This window comes from Methylosinus sp. LW3 (genome assembly GCF_000527115.1).
Classification (GTDB): domain Bacteria; phylum Pseudomonadota; class Alphaproteobacteria; order Rhizobiales; family Beijerinckiaceae; genus Methylosinus.
Genome location: NZ_AZUO01000001.1, coordinates 190,077 through 206,175, shown reverse-complemented (window position 1 = coordinate 206,175; position 16,099 = coordinate 190,077). Strand labels below are relative to the sequence as shown.

15 protein-coding genes are annotated in these 16,099 nt (G+C 65.2%); 2 read left to right on the top strand and 13 right to left on the bottom strand.

All coding sequences use genetic code 11. The annotated features are described in order from the left end of the window. Positions 1-56: 56 nt before the first annotated feature. Positions 57-1,250, bottom strand: a complete 1,194-nt coding sequence (locus METLW3_RS0100985) for an acyltransferase family protein (protein WP_024878164.1) — start codon at positions 1,248-1,250, stop codon at positions 57-59. A 193-nt stretch (positions 1,251-1,443) separates the two neighbouring features. Here METLW3_RS0100985 and METLW3_RS0100980 point away from each other — a divergent pair, with 193 nt between their 5' ends. Further along, positions 1,444-2,826, top strand: coding sequence for a 3-deoxy-7-phosphoheptulonate synthase class II (locus tag METLW3_RS0100980; protein ID WP_024878163.1), 1,383 nt, complete (start codon positions 1,444-1,446; stop codon positions 2,824-2,826). A gap of 79 nt (positions 2,827-2,905) precedes the next feature. Here METLW3_RS0100980 and METLW3_RS0100975 read toward each other — a convergent pair whose 3' ends face one another. From METLW3_RS0100975 to fabG, 9 genes are all read right to left on the bottom strand, one after another. Then, entirely contained in the window at positions 2,906-3,739 is an 834-nt protein-coding gene (locus METLW3_RS0100975; RefSeq protein ID WP_024878162.1) for an FTR1 family protein, read from the bottom strand. Between the two features lie 10 nt (positions 3,740-3,749). Then, positions 3,750-4,085, bottom strand: a complete 336-nt coding sequence (locus METLW3_RS0100970) for a cupredoxin domain-containing protein (protein WP_024878161.1) — start codon at positions 4,083-4,085, stop codon at positions 3,750-3,752. A 217-nt stretch (positions 4,086-4,302) separates the two neighbouring features. Continuing rightward, positions 4,303-4,659 (bottom strand): hypothetical protein, encoded by a 357-nt coding sequence (locus tag METLW3_RS0100965; RefSeq protein ID WP_024878160.1) that lies wholly within the window; start codon positions 4,657-4,659, stop codon positions 4,303-4,305. A 171-nt stretch (positions 4,660-4,830) separates the two neighbouring features. Further along, the gene (gmk, locus tag METLW3_RS0100960; RefSeq protein ID WP_024878159.1) at positions 4,831-5,469 is read right to left on the bottom strand and encodes a guanylate kinase; all 639 of its coding nucleotides are present in this window, start codon (positions 5,467-5,469) and stop codon (positions 4,831-4,833) included. Positions 5,470-5,548: 79 nt separating this feature from the next. Next, positions 5,549-6,436 (bottom strand): YicC/YloC family endoribonuclease, encoded by an 888-nt coding sequence (locus tag METLW3_RS0100955; protein ID WP_024878158.1) that lies wholly within the window; start codon positions 6,434-6,436, stop codon positions 5,549-5,551. A 60-nt stretch (positions 6,437-6,496) separates the two neighbouring features. After that, entirely contained in the window at positions 6,497-8,332 is a 1,836-nt protein-coding gene (mltG, locus tag METLW3_RS0100950; protein ID WP_024878157.1) for an endolytic transglycosylase MltG, read from the bottom strand. A 220-nt stretch (positions 8,333-8,552) separates the two neighbouring features. Next, positions 8,553-9,815: a beta-ketoacyl-ACP synthase II gene (gene fabF / locus METLW3_RS0100945; protein WP_024878156.1), complete on the bottom strand. Its 1,263-nt coding sequence runs from the start codon at positions 9,813-9,815 to the stop codon at positions 8,553-8,555. Positions 9,816-9,912: 97 nt separating this feature from the next. After that, positions 9,913-10,152, bottom strand: coding sequence for an acyl carrier protein (locus METLW3_RS0100940; RefSeq protein ID WP_024878155.1), 240 nt, complete (start codon positions 10,150-10,152; stop codon positions 9,913-9,915). A 266-nt stretch (positions 10,153-10,418) separates the two neighbouring features. Further along, entirely contained in the window at positions 10,419-11,156 is a 738-nt protein-coding gene (gene fabG, locus METLW3_RS0100935) for a 3-oxoacyl-[acyl-carrier-protein] reductase (protein ID WP_018267301.1), read from the bottom strand. 371 nt (positions 11,157-11,527) lie between these two features. Here fabG and METLW3_RS0100930 point away from each other — a divergent pair, with 371 nt between their 5' ends. After that, positions 11,528-12,325 (top strand): outer membrane beta-barrel protein, encoded by a 798-nt coding sequence (locus METLW3_RS0100930; protein WP_024878154.1) that lies wholly within the window; start codon positions 11,528-11,530, stop codon positions 12,323-12,325. Between the two features lie 62 nt (positions 12,326-12,387). On the opposite strand, the gene fabD is transcribed toward METLW3_RS0100930, so the two are convergent. The 3 genes from fabD to acs form a co-directional block, all read right to left on the bottom strand. Beyond that, a complete protein-coding gene (gene fabD / locus METLW3_RS0100925; RefSeq protein WP_024878153.1) occupies positions 12,388-13,335 on the bottom strand; it encodes an ACP S-malonyltransferase in 948 nt (315 codons plus the stop codon). A 192-nt stretch (positions 13,336-13,527) separates the two neighbouring features. Then, complete coding sequence (locus METLW3_RS0100920; RefSeq protein ID WP_024878152.1) at positions 13,528-13,971, bottom strand: hypothetical protein; 444 nt, start codon at positions 13,969-13,971, stop codon at positions 13,528-13,530. Positions 13,972-14,106: 135 nt separating this feature from the next. Beyond that, on the bottom strand, positions 14,107-16,041 hold the full coding sequence (gene acs, locus METLW3_RS0100915; RefSeq protein ID WP_024878151.1) for an acetate--CoA ligase: 1,935 nt from the start codon (positions 16,039-16,041) through the stop codon (positions 14,107-14,109). Positions 16,042-16,099: the final 58 nt, after the last annotated feature.

The following is a 16,099-nucleotide window of genomic DNA, read 5'->3' as shown; positions in this document are numbered from 1 at the left end:
GAAGGCTTTGGAGCGAACGGATCGCTCCAAATGAAAAAAAGCTGGACGGGGCCGAATTATAGCCCCTCGGCTCGACCTTGGCCAACCCAGCGGGCGCGCTCGCCGAGCCGCGCGCGCCGGTCCAGCGCGGCGACAGCCGCATGCAGAAGCCGCCGCAGCGCCGGCGTATGCGCCTCGGTCACACGCGAGAAGACGAAGGCCGTCGCGACGGCGACGAGGAGCAGCGCCGCCGTCACGAGCCAATGCGTCGGCGTCGGCAGAAGCTTGTGCCAGTCCGCGCCGAAAATATGGCCGGCTCCGGCCCAGAAGAAGAAAACGATCGGCATATGCGTGGCGTAGAGCGAGAAGGAGAAATCCGCGAGCCGGCGATGCAGCGCCGAATGCGCGAATGCAAAGCCGCTTTCCGTAAAGCGCAGCGTCGTCAGCAGATTGGCGAGCGTCGCCGCGGTGAGCGCATCGGCGATGTCGTGCAGAACCGGATGCGCCTCGAAAAGAGGCCCGCGCGCGGCGAGGCGGCCGACGACGAGCGCCGCGAGAAAAAGCCCCAGCGACAGATATTTGGCGGAGATGAGCGGGCGCTTCGCGCGCGCCGCCAGCGCGCCCATGGCCCATAGCACGAAGCCGAAAGGCACGCGCGAGGAGGGAATCGAGAGAAGGAGCAGCAGCAGCGCGCCGAGGGCGAAGGCGGCGAGGCGCGCGGGCTCCGAATAGGCGCGCGCCCACGGAAGCAGCAGCAGCGGGAACAGCAGATAGTACCAGAACTCGCAGGCCAGCGACCACAGAGGCCCATCGGTGCCGGCCTGGCCCGCCCAGATATTCTGCTGCATGGCTAGCGCCGAGAGAATGCGCGAGGGTTCGTAGGCGCCCTCGAGGCCGGGGAGCTCATAGATGCCCGCGCCGGCGAAGAGGGCGCGGCCGAGCGCGTCGAGAGCGAAGGTCAGCGCCAGCGCCGGTATCAGCACGAGATAGATGCGGGCGAAGCGATCGACGAAATAGGCGCGCAGAAAGGGCGTCCGCCGCTCCATGGCCGCAAAGACGCGGCCGCCGACGAGAAAGCCCGACAGCACGAAGAAGACCGTCACCGCCTGATGCGAGAAGGCGGTGACGAACCACCAGAAATAGACCAGCGGCCCATGCGGCCCGACCATTATGTCGCTCAAGGAGATGAGCACATTGGCGTGGGCGAGAAGAACGGCGAGAGCGGCGAGCCAACGGGCCGCGTGAACGAAATCCGACAAAAAGACAGGCATGAAAAAAGCGCTCGTACGAAAATGGCGCAGGCTAGGATAGGGGAAACCGCGCGCCGTGTCACCCCTGCGGAAAAGCCGAGGGTAGGCCGAAAGGATAAGGCGACGCTCGCGGCAAGGGGCAAAAGCTCGCCTCTGCCGGCTCGCTCCTGTATAGCTGTGCGGCGCAGGGGAGCGGCAAGCAGGAGCCAGGCTAGTGGAGAATTGGACGCCCGGAAGCTGGAGAGCGAGACCGATCGAGCAGACGCCGATCTATCAGGATCAGGCGGCGCTCGCCGATGTCGAGCGGCAGCTCGCCGGATTTCCGCCCCTCGTCTTCGCCGGCGAGGCGCGCAGCCTCAAGCGCTCGCTCGCCGAGGTCGCCGGCGGCCGCGCCTTTCTGCTGCAGGGCGGCGATTGCGCCGAGAGCTTCAGCGAGCATTCGGCCGACAATATCCGCGATTTCTTCCGCGTCTTCCTGCAAATGGCGGTGGTGCTGACCTATGCCGCGGCCTCGCCCGTGGTGAAGGTCGGCCGCCTCGCCGGCCAATTCGCCAAGCCGCGCTCCGCCCCCACCGAGAAGCAGGGCGCGCTGGAGCTGCCGAGCTATCGCGGCGACATCATCAACGACATTGAATTCACCGCCGCCGCCCGCACGCCCGATCCGCAGCGGCAGCTGATGGCCTATCGGCAATCGGCGGCGACGCTCAACCTCATCCGCGCCTTCGCCACCGGCGGCTTCGCCAATCTCGTCAATGCGCATCGCTGGATGCTGGGCTTCGTGCGCAACAGCCCGCTCTCGGATCGCTATTCGCAGCTCGCCGATCACATCAGCGAGACCTTGGGCTTCATGCGCGCCATCGGCCTCGATCCCGAGCATCATCCCGAGCTCAGGCAGACGGATTTCTACACCTCTCACGAGGCGTTGCTGCTCGGCTATGAGCAGGCGCTGACCCGCGTCGATTCGCTCGAGGGCGGCTATTTCGCCACCTCCGGCCATTTCCTCTGGATCGGCGACCGCACGCGCCAGGAGGACGGCGCCCATATCGAATATCTCCGCGGCGTGCAAAACCCGATCGGCCTCAAATGCGGGCCGAGCCTGAAGCCGGACGCGCTGCTGCGCCTCATCGACAAGCTCGATCCGCAAAACGAGCCGGGGCGGCTGACGCTCATCTGCCGTTTCGGCTCCGACAAGGCCGCCGAGGCGCTGCCGCCGATCCTGCGCGCGGTCGCCCGCGAGGGGCGCAATGTCGTGTGGTGCTGCGACCCGATGCATGGCAACACGATCAGCGCCGGCGGCCGCAAGACTCGGCCCTTCGATCGCGTGATGGCGGAAATCCGCAATTTCTTCGAGGTTCACCGCGCCGAAGGCACCTACGCCGGCGGCATTCACCTCGAGATGACGGGGCAGAATGTCACCGAATGCATGGGCGGCGCGCGCGATATTTCCGAGCAGGAGCTGGGCGTGCGTTACGACACGACCTGCGATCCGCGCCTCAACGCCGAGCAGGCGATAGAGGTGGCCTTCCTCGTCGCAGAATTGCTGAAGGCCGAGCGGCTGGCGCGCGGCGCGCGGGATCAGGACGCGGCGGCGGAGTAGAGAATTTCTCCTTCTCCCTGCAATGCGGGGAGAAGGAAGACGGCAAATGCCGCGCGAAGCGATCAGCCGGAAGCCCGTATCACTCCGCCGCGGCGTGGACATTGGCGGCGCCCGGCCGCGGAGCGGCGAGGCGAGTGGCGATGACTATGGCCGCCAGCGTCGCCACATAGACGACGACCTGCAATGCCGTCGGCTGGTCGACATAGCCGATCAGCGTATGCAGCACGCGGCCGAAGAGGCTCGAATCCGGCAGCACGCCGGATGTGTCCCACACCGTCTGCGAGAGCGCGGTGACGATCCAGGCCTGTTGCAGAAAGCCCGCGCATTGCGCCGCGAGACCGGCTGCCAACAGCGTGATCATCGCCGTCGTCACGGCGAACAAATGCCGCGCCGGAATGGTGACGAGACCGAAATAGGTGAGCGCGCTGACGCCGGCGCCGAGCACGAGGCCGGCGAGGCCGCCCGCCAAGAGATCCGCCACAGTCTCTCCCGAAGCCAGGATTCCGTAGAGGAACAGCGCCACCTCCGAGCCCTCGCGCAGCACGGCGAGCGCGACGACCAGCGCCAAAGCCAAAAAGGATTTATCGCCCGAGACGGCGGCGCGGCCGGCGGCCGCCAGCTCGCTGGCGAGCTCGCGGCCGTGGCGCGCCATCCAAATGTTGTGCGAGGCGAGCATCACCACCGCCACTGCGAGGACGCCGGCGTTGAACAGCTCCTGCCCACGGCCGGCGACGGCCTGCGACAGCGCATCGGCGAACAGCGCGACGACGCCGGCGCCGAGCGCTCCCGCGGCCACGCCGCCGAAGACATAGGCCCGCGAGCCGCGCGCGCCGCGCGTGACCGCGAGCACGATGCCGATGACGAGACCCGCCTCTATGACCTCGCGAAAGACGATGATGAGTGCGCCCAGCATGGTGTGATCCTTACTCGACGACGAGCTCGCCCTTGGCCGTATCCTCGTGATATTCGCCGACGAAATGATAGCGGCCGGGCTTCAGCGGGCGCACCCGCACGGTGATCTCGGCCTTGCCGGCGACCACTTTCTCGATCTTGAGCGCCTTGCTCTCGAACTCCTCCGGCGTCGAATCGAGATTCTTCACGACGATGGTGATCGGCTTGTCGGCGGGCGCATGCAGCTCGGCGGTCGAGAAGCGATGATCCTTGATGGAGATTTCGAGAGAGGTCTCGTCGGCCGCGACGGCGGCGCCGACGCCCGCCGCGAGAGCGGCGGCGACGAGAAGAATACGGGAGGATGTCATTTCACGCCTTTCGATGAATCGTTTCGACGCCTTCGCCCACGCCCCGCGTGATGCGAAGCAAGAACCGGCCCACCGTCATGCGCGAGGCGGACGTCGCGAGGCCCGCCCATGAATGCGCTACAGCTTGAATATCAAGGTAGTTAAAGGGCCGCCGCGCCACAACGGCGCGAGTTGAGATTGCTTCCAATCTGGACTCGGCGAAACGCCGCGGCCTCGCTCAGCCCGGATAGCCGTGGCGCGCCTTGCTCGCATGCACCAGAGCGACGGCCTGAGCGTCGCGCCCCGCCGAGCAGGCCGAGGCGGCGGCGGCGATCTCGTTATGGATCGTCGCATAGACGCCCTGAGTCACGTGACCCATGGCGAGGTCATTGTCCATGATGGCGCGATAGCGGCGGATGGCGCCGGAGCAGCCGGAGCCCTCGGGAAGCTCGAAGCCCGCCGGCGTCGTGTTGCGCGTCGCGACCGCCGGCGCCTGCGCGACGGCAGTCGGCTGCGCGGAATTACAGGCGGATAGGATGATGAGCGACGCGAAGGCGGGAGCGACGAGCTTGAAGAATGTCTCCGAGACTGTCATGGCGAGATCGCGATCCTCTCTCTTTCAAACCGCCCCTTCATCCTGAGGCGCTTTTTGCGAAACGCAAAAAGCCTCGAAGGATGCTCCAGCGCGCGGGCGTTTCGACCCTTCGAGACGCCGGCTACGCCGGCTCCTCAGGGTGAGGGACTGTGGCCTCATACGCTCGCAGAGTCACTCGCTCAAAAGGCGCGCGACGAAGGCCTCTATGCCCGGCAGGCGACGCGGCCGGCGCTGACGCTCGGCGCGCAATATTGCGAGAAGATCGTCGAAGCTGCGCTGCAGATCGTCGTTGACCAGCACATAATCGTACTGCTTCCAGCGTTGAATCTCATTGCGCGCATTCTCGAGACGGCGCTCGATCGTCTCGCGCGAATCTTCCGCGCGGCGCTCGAGACGCGCGCGCAGCTCCTTCATCGACGGCGGCAGAATGAACACGGTGACAGTGTCCGCGGCCATCTTGTCGCGCACCTGCTGCGTGCCCTGATAGTCGATGTCGAAGAGCGCATCGCGGCCGTCGCGCAAAATCTCTTCCACCGGCCCACGCGGCGTGCCGTAATAATTGCCGTGCACCTCGGCCCATTCCAGCAATTCGCCATTGTCGCGCATCGACTCGAAGCGGCTCTTGGAAATGAAGGAATAATGGATGCCGTCGACCTCGCTCGAGCGACGCGGACGCGTCGTCACCGAGATCGAGAGGGTGAGGTCGAGCTCGCGGTTCTGCAGCAGCATGCGCGTCAGCGTCGTCTTCCCCGCGCCGGAGGGCGAAGAGAGAATGAGGACGATTCCGCGGCGGTCTGGCGTTGTGGGCATCTCAGGTCCAGCGAATGGCGAGTGGCGAGTGGCGAATGGAGCGCGTCTTTCGCGCTACTCCCTATTCGCTATTTTCTCCTCACTCAATGTTCTGCACCTGCTCCCGCCATTGCTCCACCTCGATCTTGAGCTCGAGGCCGAGCGCGGTGAGCGCGCCATCGTTGGATTTGGCGCAGAGCGTATTGGTCTCGCGCGACAATTCCTGGGCGAGGAAATCGAGGCGGCGGCCGATCGGGCCGCCCTTTTCGATCAGCTCGCCGGCGCTGACCACATGGGCCTTCAGCCGGTCCAGCTCCTCGCGAATGTCGGCCTTCACCGCGAGCAGCACCGCCTCCTGATGCAGACGCTGCGCGTCGAAGGAATGGCCCGTCTCCAGCAGAGCCGCGATCTGGCTGGCGAGCCGCGCGCGCACCGCCTCGGCCGAGCGGCCGGGCAGCGCCTCCGCCTGCGCGGTCAATTCGCCGATGCGCGCGAGACGCGCGGTCAGCACATCGCCAATGGCCGCGCCTTCGGAAGCGCGCGAGGCGGTCAGCGCCTCGAGCGCCTGCGCCAATGTCGCCAGCACCTTTGCGTCGAGCGCATTGCGCTGCTCCTCATCGTCCTCCAGCTCTACGACCTCGACAATGCCGCGCACGGCGAGCAGGCCGTCGAGAGAAGCCGGTCGCAAGGATGCATGCAGCGGCACATCGTCCAGCGCCTTGAGCAGACGCTCGAGCGCGGGGCGATTGATGCGCGTCTCGACCACAGCGTCGTCGCGACGCGCGGTGAGATTGGCGAAGCAGGAGCCGCGAGCGATGCGGCCGGAGATGAGCGCGCGCGCCTTCACCTCCACCGCATCGAAATTGGGCGGGACGCGCAGCCGCAGATCCAGCCCTTTGGAATTGACGGTCTTGATTTCCCAAGCGTAGCGCCACGGTCCGAGACTGTCGTGAGCGCGGGCGAAGCCGGTCATGCTGGCGAGAGACATTGCGATCCTAGGTAGGGCGAATTGCGAGCAGCGGGTCGGCGATCTCTCTACGCGCTTCCATCACCGAAACTTCGCCACATCCGGCACGGTCTTGGCGGAGTTCAAATCCCAGCCGCGATCCCGCAACGGATCGAGCGCCGTGCCTTCCGAAGCGTCGAAGGCGCGCGCGCGGGCGGCGCGCGGCGGCTGACCGGCGTCGGCCGATGCGGAGAGCGGCAAGGGGCGCTCCACGGGCCGCTCCTCGACCGCCAAGCCCAGCCGCGCGGCGCGGGCGCGCTGCTCGGCGCGCAGAGCGGCGGAAACCGGATAGCTCGCCGAATCGAGACCATCGTCCTCGGCCAGCTCGTCGGAGCCGGCCTGTGAGTCGTCCGCCGCGGCGGCGATCATCGTGACGGCGGCGCGCGCCTCGGGCTGGGCGCGCTGGGCGAATTGCGTGGTGAACAGCGGCGGCGCGACCAGCGCCACAGCGGCGCGCTCGGCCGTGAGCCGCAGGCTCTCCTCATTGTCGCCCGCATATTCGAACGGGATGGACGGCAGAGCGGCGCCGATTCGCTTCAGCGCGCCATGGCGCGGATCGGCCGCCGTCACAGTCTCCATCTGCGCATCGGCCAGCGCCACGAGCCGGCCGAAAGCCGCGTCGCCGCGCTTTTCCCGCGGGGCGGGCTGCGTCGGCCCGACGACGGCGCCGGGCTCCAGACGATCGACGCCCAAGGCGCGATCCTTCTCGATCTGCCGCCAACGCTGGACGTTGCGCGAATGCTGCTCGAGCGTCTCGGCGAAGACATGGCCACCGGTTCCGTCGGCGACGAAATAGAGCTCCTGCGTGCGCGAGGGATTGGCGACGGCCTCCAGCGCCGCGCGGCCCGGATTGGCGATCGGCCCCGGCGGCAGGCCCTCGATCGCATAGGTGTTATAGGGCGTCCACTTCTCGACCTCGGACTTCAAAATGCCGCGGCCGAGCGTCGCGCGGCCGCCGACGAGGCCGTAGACGATGGTGGGGTCCGACTGCAGCCGCATGCCCTTGCGCAGGCGATTGACGAAGACGGCGGCGACGCGCGGCCGCTCATCGGCCTTGCCGGTCTCCTTCTCGACGATGGAGGCGAGCGTCACCAGCTCGAAGGGCGTCTTGACGGGAAGGTCGGGATTGCGGCGCGCCCAGATCTGATCGAGCAGCTTGCGCTGATCCTCCTGCATTTTCAGCAGCAGCTTGGCGCGCGGATAGCCGCGCGCGACCTTATAGGTCTCCGGCAGCAGCGCGCCCTCCTTGGGCAGTTCCGCCATGTCGCCGGCGAGCACATCGCTCTCGCGCAGGCGCGAGACGATCTGATCCGTCGTCAGCCCCTCGGGAATGGTCACGCCATGCAGAATCTGGCGGCCGTTGATGAGCTCGTCCATCACCTCGCGCAGGCTGGCGTTCTGCTTGAAGGCGTATTCGCCGGGCTTCAGCTTGCCGCGCACGCCCTCGATCAAGAGAGCGATGTTCATCAGCATGGGGTTGTCGATGACGCCATCGCGCTCGAGCTGCGCCATAATCTCGGGAACGTCGCTATGCGGGGCGATATAGACGATCTTCTCGGCGGCGAGCGGGCCGGGCTCGCGCAGCTTGTGCAGCACGGCGATGAGGCCGAAGACGCCGGCGACGGCGACGACCAGCAGCAGCGAGAGCAGGCTGCTGAGCGCAGAGAGCGTTCCCTCGCGCTTGCGGCGCGGCGGGGGCGGCGGCGGAGCGTCCGCGCCGCCGGAGCTGCGCAGGCTGGCGCGGCGGCGAAAGAAAGAGGAGGATTCGGGGCTCTGAGACTGTTGGCCCTCGGCCTCCGGACCCTTCGCGTCCGGCCCCTTGGCCTCGGATGCGCCGTCCTTCGGCGTCTCGGACGAATCGTTGGGAGCATCGCTCATCGGGAAACTCCGTCTCTTTGGTTCCGGGCCGTGTCGTGATTCGGATCACACCGACCAGAAAAACGCGACGGACCGACAAACAAAACGCCGCCTCGGCGGCTCGCCGAGGAGGATTGCGACGACTCTACGGCGCTCGCGCGTCCGTTACCCTATCGTTCTTTGTGGCGAAATCAGGAACGCTCCCACGTCCACAGCCGCGACCGAAGGCGCGGCGGCCCCGCTACTGCGGACGCCGGAAGACGAGGGACGCGTTTGTGCCGCCGAAACCAAAGGAGTTGGACAAGACGATATCGATCTTACGCTCACGCGCCTTGTGCGGCACGAGGTCTATTTCGGTCGCGACCGAGGGATTGTCCAGATTGCGCGTGGGCGGCGCGACGCCATGGGTGAGCGCCAGAATGGAATAGATCGCCTCCACGGCGCCCGCCGCGCCGAGCAGATGCCCGATCGCCGATTTGGTCGAGGACATGGACAGGCTGGGAGCCTCATTGCCGATGAGGCGATGCACGGCCTGCAGCTCGATCTCGTCGCCGAGCGGCGTCGAGGTGCCGTGGGAGTTCACATAATCGACATCCGACACGCGCAGGCCGGCGCGCTTCAGCGCGATCTCCATGCAGCGATAGGCGCCGTCGCCATCCGGCGCGGGGGCCGTTATGTGATAGGCGTCGCCGGACATGCCATAGCCGATCAGCTCGGCGTAAATTCGCGCGCCGCGCGCCACGGCGTGCTCATAGGATTCGAGCACGACGCAGCCGGCGCCCTCGCCCATGACGAAGCCGTCGCGATCGCGATCGTAGGGGCGCGAGCCGGCCTCGGGACGGTCGTTGAAGCCGGTCGACAGCGCCTTGCAGGCCGCAAAGCCCGCGACGCCGATGCGATTGACCGGCGATTCGGCGCCGCCCGCCACCATCACCTCCGCCTCGCCGAGGGCGATCAGCCGGCCCGCATCGCCAATGGCGTGCGCGCCGGTGGAGCAGGCGGTGACGACCGCGTGATTCGGCCCTTTGAGGCCGTGCATGATCGACACATAGCCGGAAGCCAGATTGATGATGCGGCCCGAGATGAAGAAGGGCGACACGCGTCGCGGGCCTTTCTCCTTCAACGTGATGGACGTCTCATAAATGCCGCCGAGCCCGCCGATGCCGGAGCCGATCAGCACGCCGGTCGTATTCTGCTTCTCCGACGTGTCCGCCTTCCATCCGGCGTCGGCCAGCGCCTGAGTGGCCGCAGCGACTCCATAGATAATGAAGTCGTCGACTTTGCGCTGTTCCTTCGGCTCGAACCAGGCGTCCGGATCGAAGGTTCCATTGGAACCGTCGCCGCGCGGCACGAAACCTGCTATCTGACACGGGAGATCCGACGCCTCGAAGGTGTCGATGCGGCGAAAGCCGTGTTCTCCGGCGATCAGCCGCCGCCAATTGACGTCCACGCCACAGCCCAACGGCGAAACGATGCCGAGTCCGGTGACCACCACCCTGCGCATGGATTCTCTCGAGAGCTATGCCTTGCAGTTCATTGAAAATCTCGAAAACGCGGAAGCGCGGATCGTTCGACGATCCGCGTCGCGTCGGCCAGTGGCCTCAAGCCGCTTTGGCTTTTTCGAGATAGTTGATCGCGTCGCCGACGGTGTTGATCTTCTCGGCCTCTTCGTCCGGGATCTCGACGCCGAACTCCTCCTCGAAGGCCATGACCAGCTCGACGGTATCGAGAGAATCGGCCCCGAGATCGTCGACGAAAGACGCCTCCGGCTTCACCTCTTCTTCTTTGACGCCGAGATGTTCGACAACGATACTCTTAACGCGCGGGGCGATATCGCTCATCTGCTCTGATCCTCGTTCGATCGATCTGCTGACACCGATTTGGCGGATCCAGAGTCCGGCTCGGACCGCGCTCGATCGTTTCAGGGGTAAACTACGTCACATTTCTGCGGTTTCGCTCGCGCGACCCGCGGAAACGTCGCCATCAGGAGGCGAGCTTTTTCGCCAGCCCGAATTGCTCTTTGCGGCGTCGCCCCCGGCCAGCGACGCGTCTGGTAGCATAATTAATTCGCCGTGGCGAGAGGCGCCCCGCAGCAAATCCTAAGCTTTCAGATCATCGCCATGCCGCCGTTCACATGCAGCGTCTGGCCGGTGACGTAGGCCGATTCGTCGCTCGAGAGATAGACGACGGCGGCCGCGACATCCGCGCCCGTCCCCAGCCTCCCGGCCGGCACGGCGCGCAGAATCGTCTGTTTCTGCGTCTCGTTCAGCGCGTCGGTCATCGGGCTCTCGATAAAGCCGGGCGCCACGCAATTGACGGTTATGCCGCGCGAGGCGACCTCGGCCGCCAATGATTTGGTCATGCCGATCATGCCGGCCTTGGCGGCGGCGTAATTCCCCTGGCCCGCGTTGCCGGTGACGCCGACGACCGAGGTGATGCCGATGATGCGGCCGAAGCGCTTGCGCATCATGCCGCGCAGCGCCGCTCGCGACAGGCGGAAGGCCGAGGTGAGATTGACGTTCAGCACCGCGTCCCAATCCTCGTCCTTGAGGCGCATGAACAGCATGTCGCGGGTAATGCCGGCGTTGTTGACCAGAATGTCGAGCCCGCCCATGGCCTTTTCCGCCGCCGGGACCAGCGCCTCGGCCTGCGCCTTGTCGGAAAGGTCGCAGGGGAGAATATGGACTCGCTCGCCGAGCTCGGAAGCCAGCGTCGCGAGCGCTTCCTCGCGCGTGCCCGAAAGCGCCACGACCGCGCCGCTCTTGTGCAGGGCGCGCGCGATGTCCCGGCCGATGCCGCCGCTCGCGCCGGTGACCAGCGCCGTCTTGCCGCTCAGATCGAACATCTCTCTCCCCCTCGCCGCCGCTGTGCTCGCGCGGCTTCGCGAAACTCTATGCGCCTCTATAGGGCGCCGCGCGCGCGGCGCGCAATCTCGCCGCCTCGCCGGCCTCTATGTCGCATTAGGTAGTTTTGCGGAGAGCGGGTCGGCCTCAGTTATAGTATAAAAATAATGTATCCAAAATTACTTAGGGGTGCTTTTTTATCACACCGACAAAAGAAATGGCCGGCGGGATCGTTTATAGCCTTTTTCGGCGTTTACAGTGTCAGGGATTTACGAAATCTTCGCCCGCAGCGGTTCGAATGCTTGCGTTGGTGGGGTCGAACGGCGTGTTTGGCGTGCTTGCGCCGCTTTATAGAGGATTGAGGAGCCATCTAATGAAAACCAGGATTTCCCTTCTCGCGGTCTTTTCGGCTCTGCTCGCCGGATCGGCCAGCGCCGCTGATCTGCCCTCTCGCAAGGAAGTCGCCGTCGCCTTCGTCCCGCCGCCGGCTTTCTCCTGGACCGGCCCCTATGTTGGTTTGAACCTCGGCGGCGGCTGGCTCGATCGCGGCAACAACAACAATAATTGGGGCTGGAACAACAACAGCAACAACACCAGCGGCGGCGTTGTCGGCGGTGGCCAGATCGGCTGGAACTATCAGATTTCGCCGCTCTTCGTCGTTGGTCTCGAGAGCGATATTCAGGGCACCAGCATCGGCAGCGGCAACAACAACAATAATTGGTGGGGCGGCTTGGGCGGCGTCGATCGCGCCAAGGTTCCGTGGTTCGGCACGGTGCGCGGCCGCCTCGGCCTGGCGCTGCTCGATTCGCGCCTGCTGATCTACGGCACCGGCGGCTTCGCCTATGGCGAGGTGAGACATCCGTTCAACGGCGGCTTCTGGTGGGGCAACAACAATAACAATGACGTGCGCGGCGGCTGGACGGCCGGCGGCGGCGTCGAATGGGCCTTCCTGCCCAATTGGTCGGCCAAGATCGAATATCTCTACACGGAGCTCAACGACAACAATAACAACAATAATTGGGGTGTGCTGGGTCCAGTTCTGTTCCCGCAGCTCCCCGCCACGACCTGGGGCTCCAATTGGAACCGCCACACGCGCATCAACACTGTGCGCGCCGGCATCAACTATCACTTCAATCTCTTCACCCCCGCTCCCGTGGTGGCGAGATACTGAAGCGTCCCCCTCCTCCTCTCGGGACGAAGAGCCCGGCCCTCGCGGCCGGGCTTTTTTTTACGTCAGACGAAGGCGCGATAGGCGTCGAGATCTTCCGGCGCGCCCACATTGAGGCCCTTCGCCTCGGAGGCGATTCGCTTCAGCAGGCCGGTCAGCACCTTGCCGGCGCCGCATTCGACGAATTTGTCGACGCCCGCGCTCGCCATATGGGCGACGCATTCCCGCCAGCGCACCGTGCCGGTCACCTGCTCCACCAGAAGGCGACGGATATCGTCCGGCGAAATGATCGGGCTCGCGGTCACATTGGCGACGACGGGGACCTTGGGCGCGAGAATCGTGGTCGTCGCCAGCGCCTCGCGCATGGCGTCGGCGGCGGGCTGCATCAGCGCGCAATGGAAGGGCGCGGAGACGGGCAGCGACACGGCGCGCTTCACGCCCCGCTCCTTGGCGATGAGAATCGCCTTCTCGACCGCGGCCTTGGCGCCGGAGACGACGATCTGGCCGCCGCCATTGTCATTGGCGACCTGGCAGACCACCCCTTCGGCCTCGGCGGCCGCCTCGGCGATCGCGCGGGCGGCGTCGAAATCAACGCCGATGAGCGCGGCCATCGCGCCCGCGCCGACCGGAACCGCGGCCTGCATGGCCTGGCCGCGCAGCCGCAACAGCCGCGCAGTGTCGGCAATGGAGAGCGCCCCGGCGGCGGCGAGCGCCGAATATTCGCCGAGCGAATGGCCGGCGACGAATTTGGCGTCGCGGGAAAGATCGAGCCCGGCCTCGGCCTCGAGCACGCGAATGGCGGCGAGGGAGACCGCCATCAGCGCCGGCTGGGCGTTGGCGGTGAGCGTCAGCTCGGCTTCCGGGCCTTCGAACATGATCTTGGAGAGCGGCGCGCCGAGGGCGGCGTCCACTTCCTCATAGACGGCGCGCGCCTGAGGAAAGGCCTCGCCGAGCGCCTTGCCCATGCCGACCGCCTGCGACCCCTGCCCCGGAAACACGAATGCCTTCGCCATGCGCTGCTCGTCCCCTCATTTTGGATTGACGAGCGCCGAGTGACGCAGGCGCGGACGGGTGTCAAGCCGGATCGGCCGAAATACAGAGGCCCGGGGCGTCTTGTCGCCTCGAGCACGACGATGCGCGAAACTGTGAGAATGGTCGTCTTGTGGCAAGCGAGCCGACGCTGTGGCGGAGGCCGCCGAGAGCCGCTACGACTCCGCGCGAAACGCCTGTAGGACTTCTCCGTGATTGACCTGAACGACCCAGGAGAAAGTCCAATCGAAAATGTCCATGTCTTCAGCGCCCGGATGCCAGATGTCATTCAGAATGCAGGATAAATTTCGGAGCGAAATGAGATCGAGAGAATCGAACTCATAGAAATTCACGAACACGACAACTGGATCATACCCACAATAGCCGACAACACGATCATAGAGAAACGGTCCGTTCTCAATAGGAATCGATTTATCGATCTCGCGAAACGACATCGAAAACAGCTTTCCAATCTCTTGCCGTTCGAGAGACGCGTCGATTCCGATCCTCTCGAACAAGCGTCGCCGAATTATTGTGGATTCGGCGACGCTCAAAGTCATGAAATCGGGAAATGGCGCGCAATTTTCGGATTCATAATCCAGCTGCTTTTGCTTCAACATCAATTTTGGCTCGACATTGGAAGGCCAAATAGCGCGCTTCCGATTCGGACGCGCTCACGACCTATTCACGTCGTGAGCGCGCGTCTCAAATCGCTGCGCAAAGGGACATAGCGCAAGCTCTCCGGCGGGGCTCTATCAGGAGGCCGGCCGGTTCTTGATCAGATCATCCACCACGCTCGGATCGGCGAGCGTCGACGTATCCCCCAGCGCGCCGAACTCGTTCTCGGCGATCTTGCGCAATATGCGGCGCATGATCTTGCCGGAGCGCGTCTTCGGCAGGCCGGGCGCGAATTGGATCACATCCGGCGAGGCGATGGCGGAAATCTCCTTGCGCACGAAATCGACCAGCTCCTTGCGCAGACGCTCGGAAGCCTCGACTCCGCCCATCAATGTCACATAGGCGTAGATGCCCTGGCCCTTGATGGCGTGCGGGAAGCCGACGACCGCCGCCTCGGCGACCTTCTCATGAGCGACGAGCGCGCTCTCTATCTCCGCCGTGCCGAGGCGATGGCCGGAGACATTGATGACGTCGTCGACGCGGCCGGTGATCCAATAATAGCCGTCGGCGTCCCGCCGGCAGCCGTCGCCGGTGAAATATTTGCCCGGATAGGCGGTGAAATAGGTCTGCACGAAACGCTCGTGATCTCCGAACACGGTGCGCGCCTGTCCCGGCCAGCTGTCGGCGATGACGAGATTGCCCTCGCAGGCGCCCTCCAGCACATTGCCATTGGCGTCCACGATCTCCGGCTGCACGCCGAAGAAGGGCTTGGTCGCCGAGCCCGGCTTCAGCGCCGTCGCGCCCGGCAGCGGCGCGATGAGAATGCCACCCGTCTCCGTCTGCCACCATGTATCGACGATGGGGCAGCGACCTTCACCGACGACGCGGTGATACCACTCCCAGGCTTCTGGATTGATCGGCTCGCCGACCGAGCCGAGCAGGCGAATGGATTTGCGGCTGGTCTTCTTCACCGGCTCCTCGCCGGCGCCCATCAAAGCGCGTATCGCCGTCGGCGCCGTGTAGAAGATGTCGACCTTGTGCTTGTCGATCACTTCCCAGAAGCGCGAGACGGTCGGATAATTCGGCACGCCTTCGAACATCAGCGTCGTCGCGCCATTTGCGAGTGGGCCATAGACGATATAGCTGTGGCCTGTCACCCAGCCGACATCCGCCGTGCACCAATAGACATCGCCCTCGCGATAATCGAAGACGAGCTCATGGGTGAGCGCGGTGTGGACGAGATAGCCGCCGGTCGTGTGCAGCACGCCTTTGGGCTTTCCGGTCGAGCCCGATGTGTAGAGGATGAACAGCGGGTCCTCGGCGCCGACCTCGGCGTAAGGGCAATCCTCGGGGACTTTCTTCGCCTCGTCCTCGTAACGAAAATCGCGGCCGGGCTTCATATCCACTTTGGCGCCGGTGCGCGTGACGACGATGACGGTCTTGGCCGAAACCTTCTCCAGCGCGGCGTCGACATTGTCCTTGAGCGGCGATTTGCGGCCGCCGCGCACGCCCTCGTCCGCGGTGATGACGACATCCGATTGCGCGTCTTCGATGCGGCCGGCCAGCGCATCCGGCGAGAAGCCGCCGAACACCACCGAATGCACGGCGCCGATGCGCGCGCAGGCGAGCATGGCGTAGGCGGCCTCCGGAATCATCGGCAGATAGATCGTCACGCGATCGCCTTTGCGCACGCCATGCGCCTTCAGCACATTGGCGAAGCGGCAGACCTGCTCGTGCAATTCGCGATAGGTGATGTGGCGCGAGAGCGAGGGATCATCGCCCTCCCATATGATCGCGACTTGATCCGCGCGATGCGGAAGATGCCGATCGATGCAATTCATCGCGACATTGGTGGAGCCGTCGCCGAACCATTCGATCGCGACATTATGCGTGTCGAAGCTCACCTCCTTCACGCGGGTGAAAGGGGCGATCCATTCTATGCGCTGCGCCTGCTCTCCCCAAAAACCGTCGGGGTCGGCGACAGAGCGCCGGTAGAGCTCGTCATATTTCTCGGCGTTCACGCGCGCCTCGTTCCGCCACGCTTCCGGCACTGCATAGATCTTGTCGGACATTTCGAGCGTTCCCTCGGATAATCGCGGCGCGTTGTAGCGCGCCATCGGCTTTGTCGTG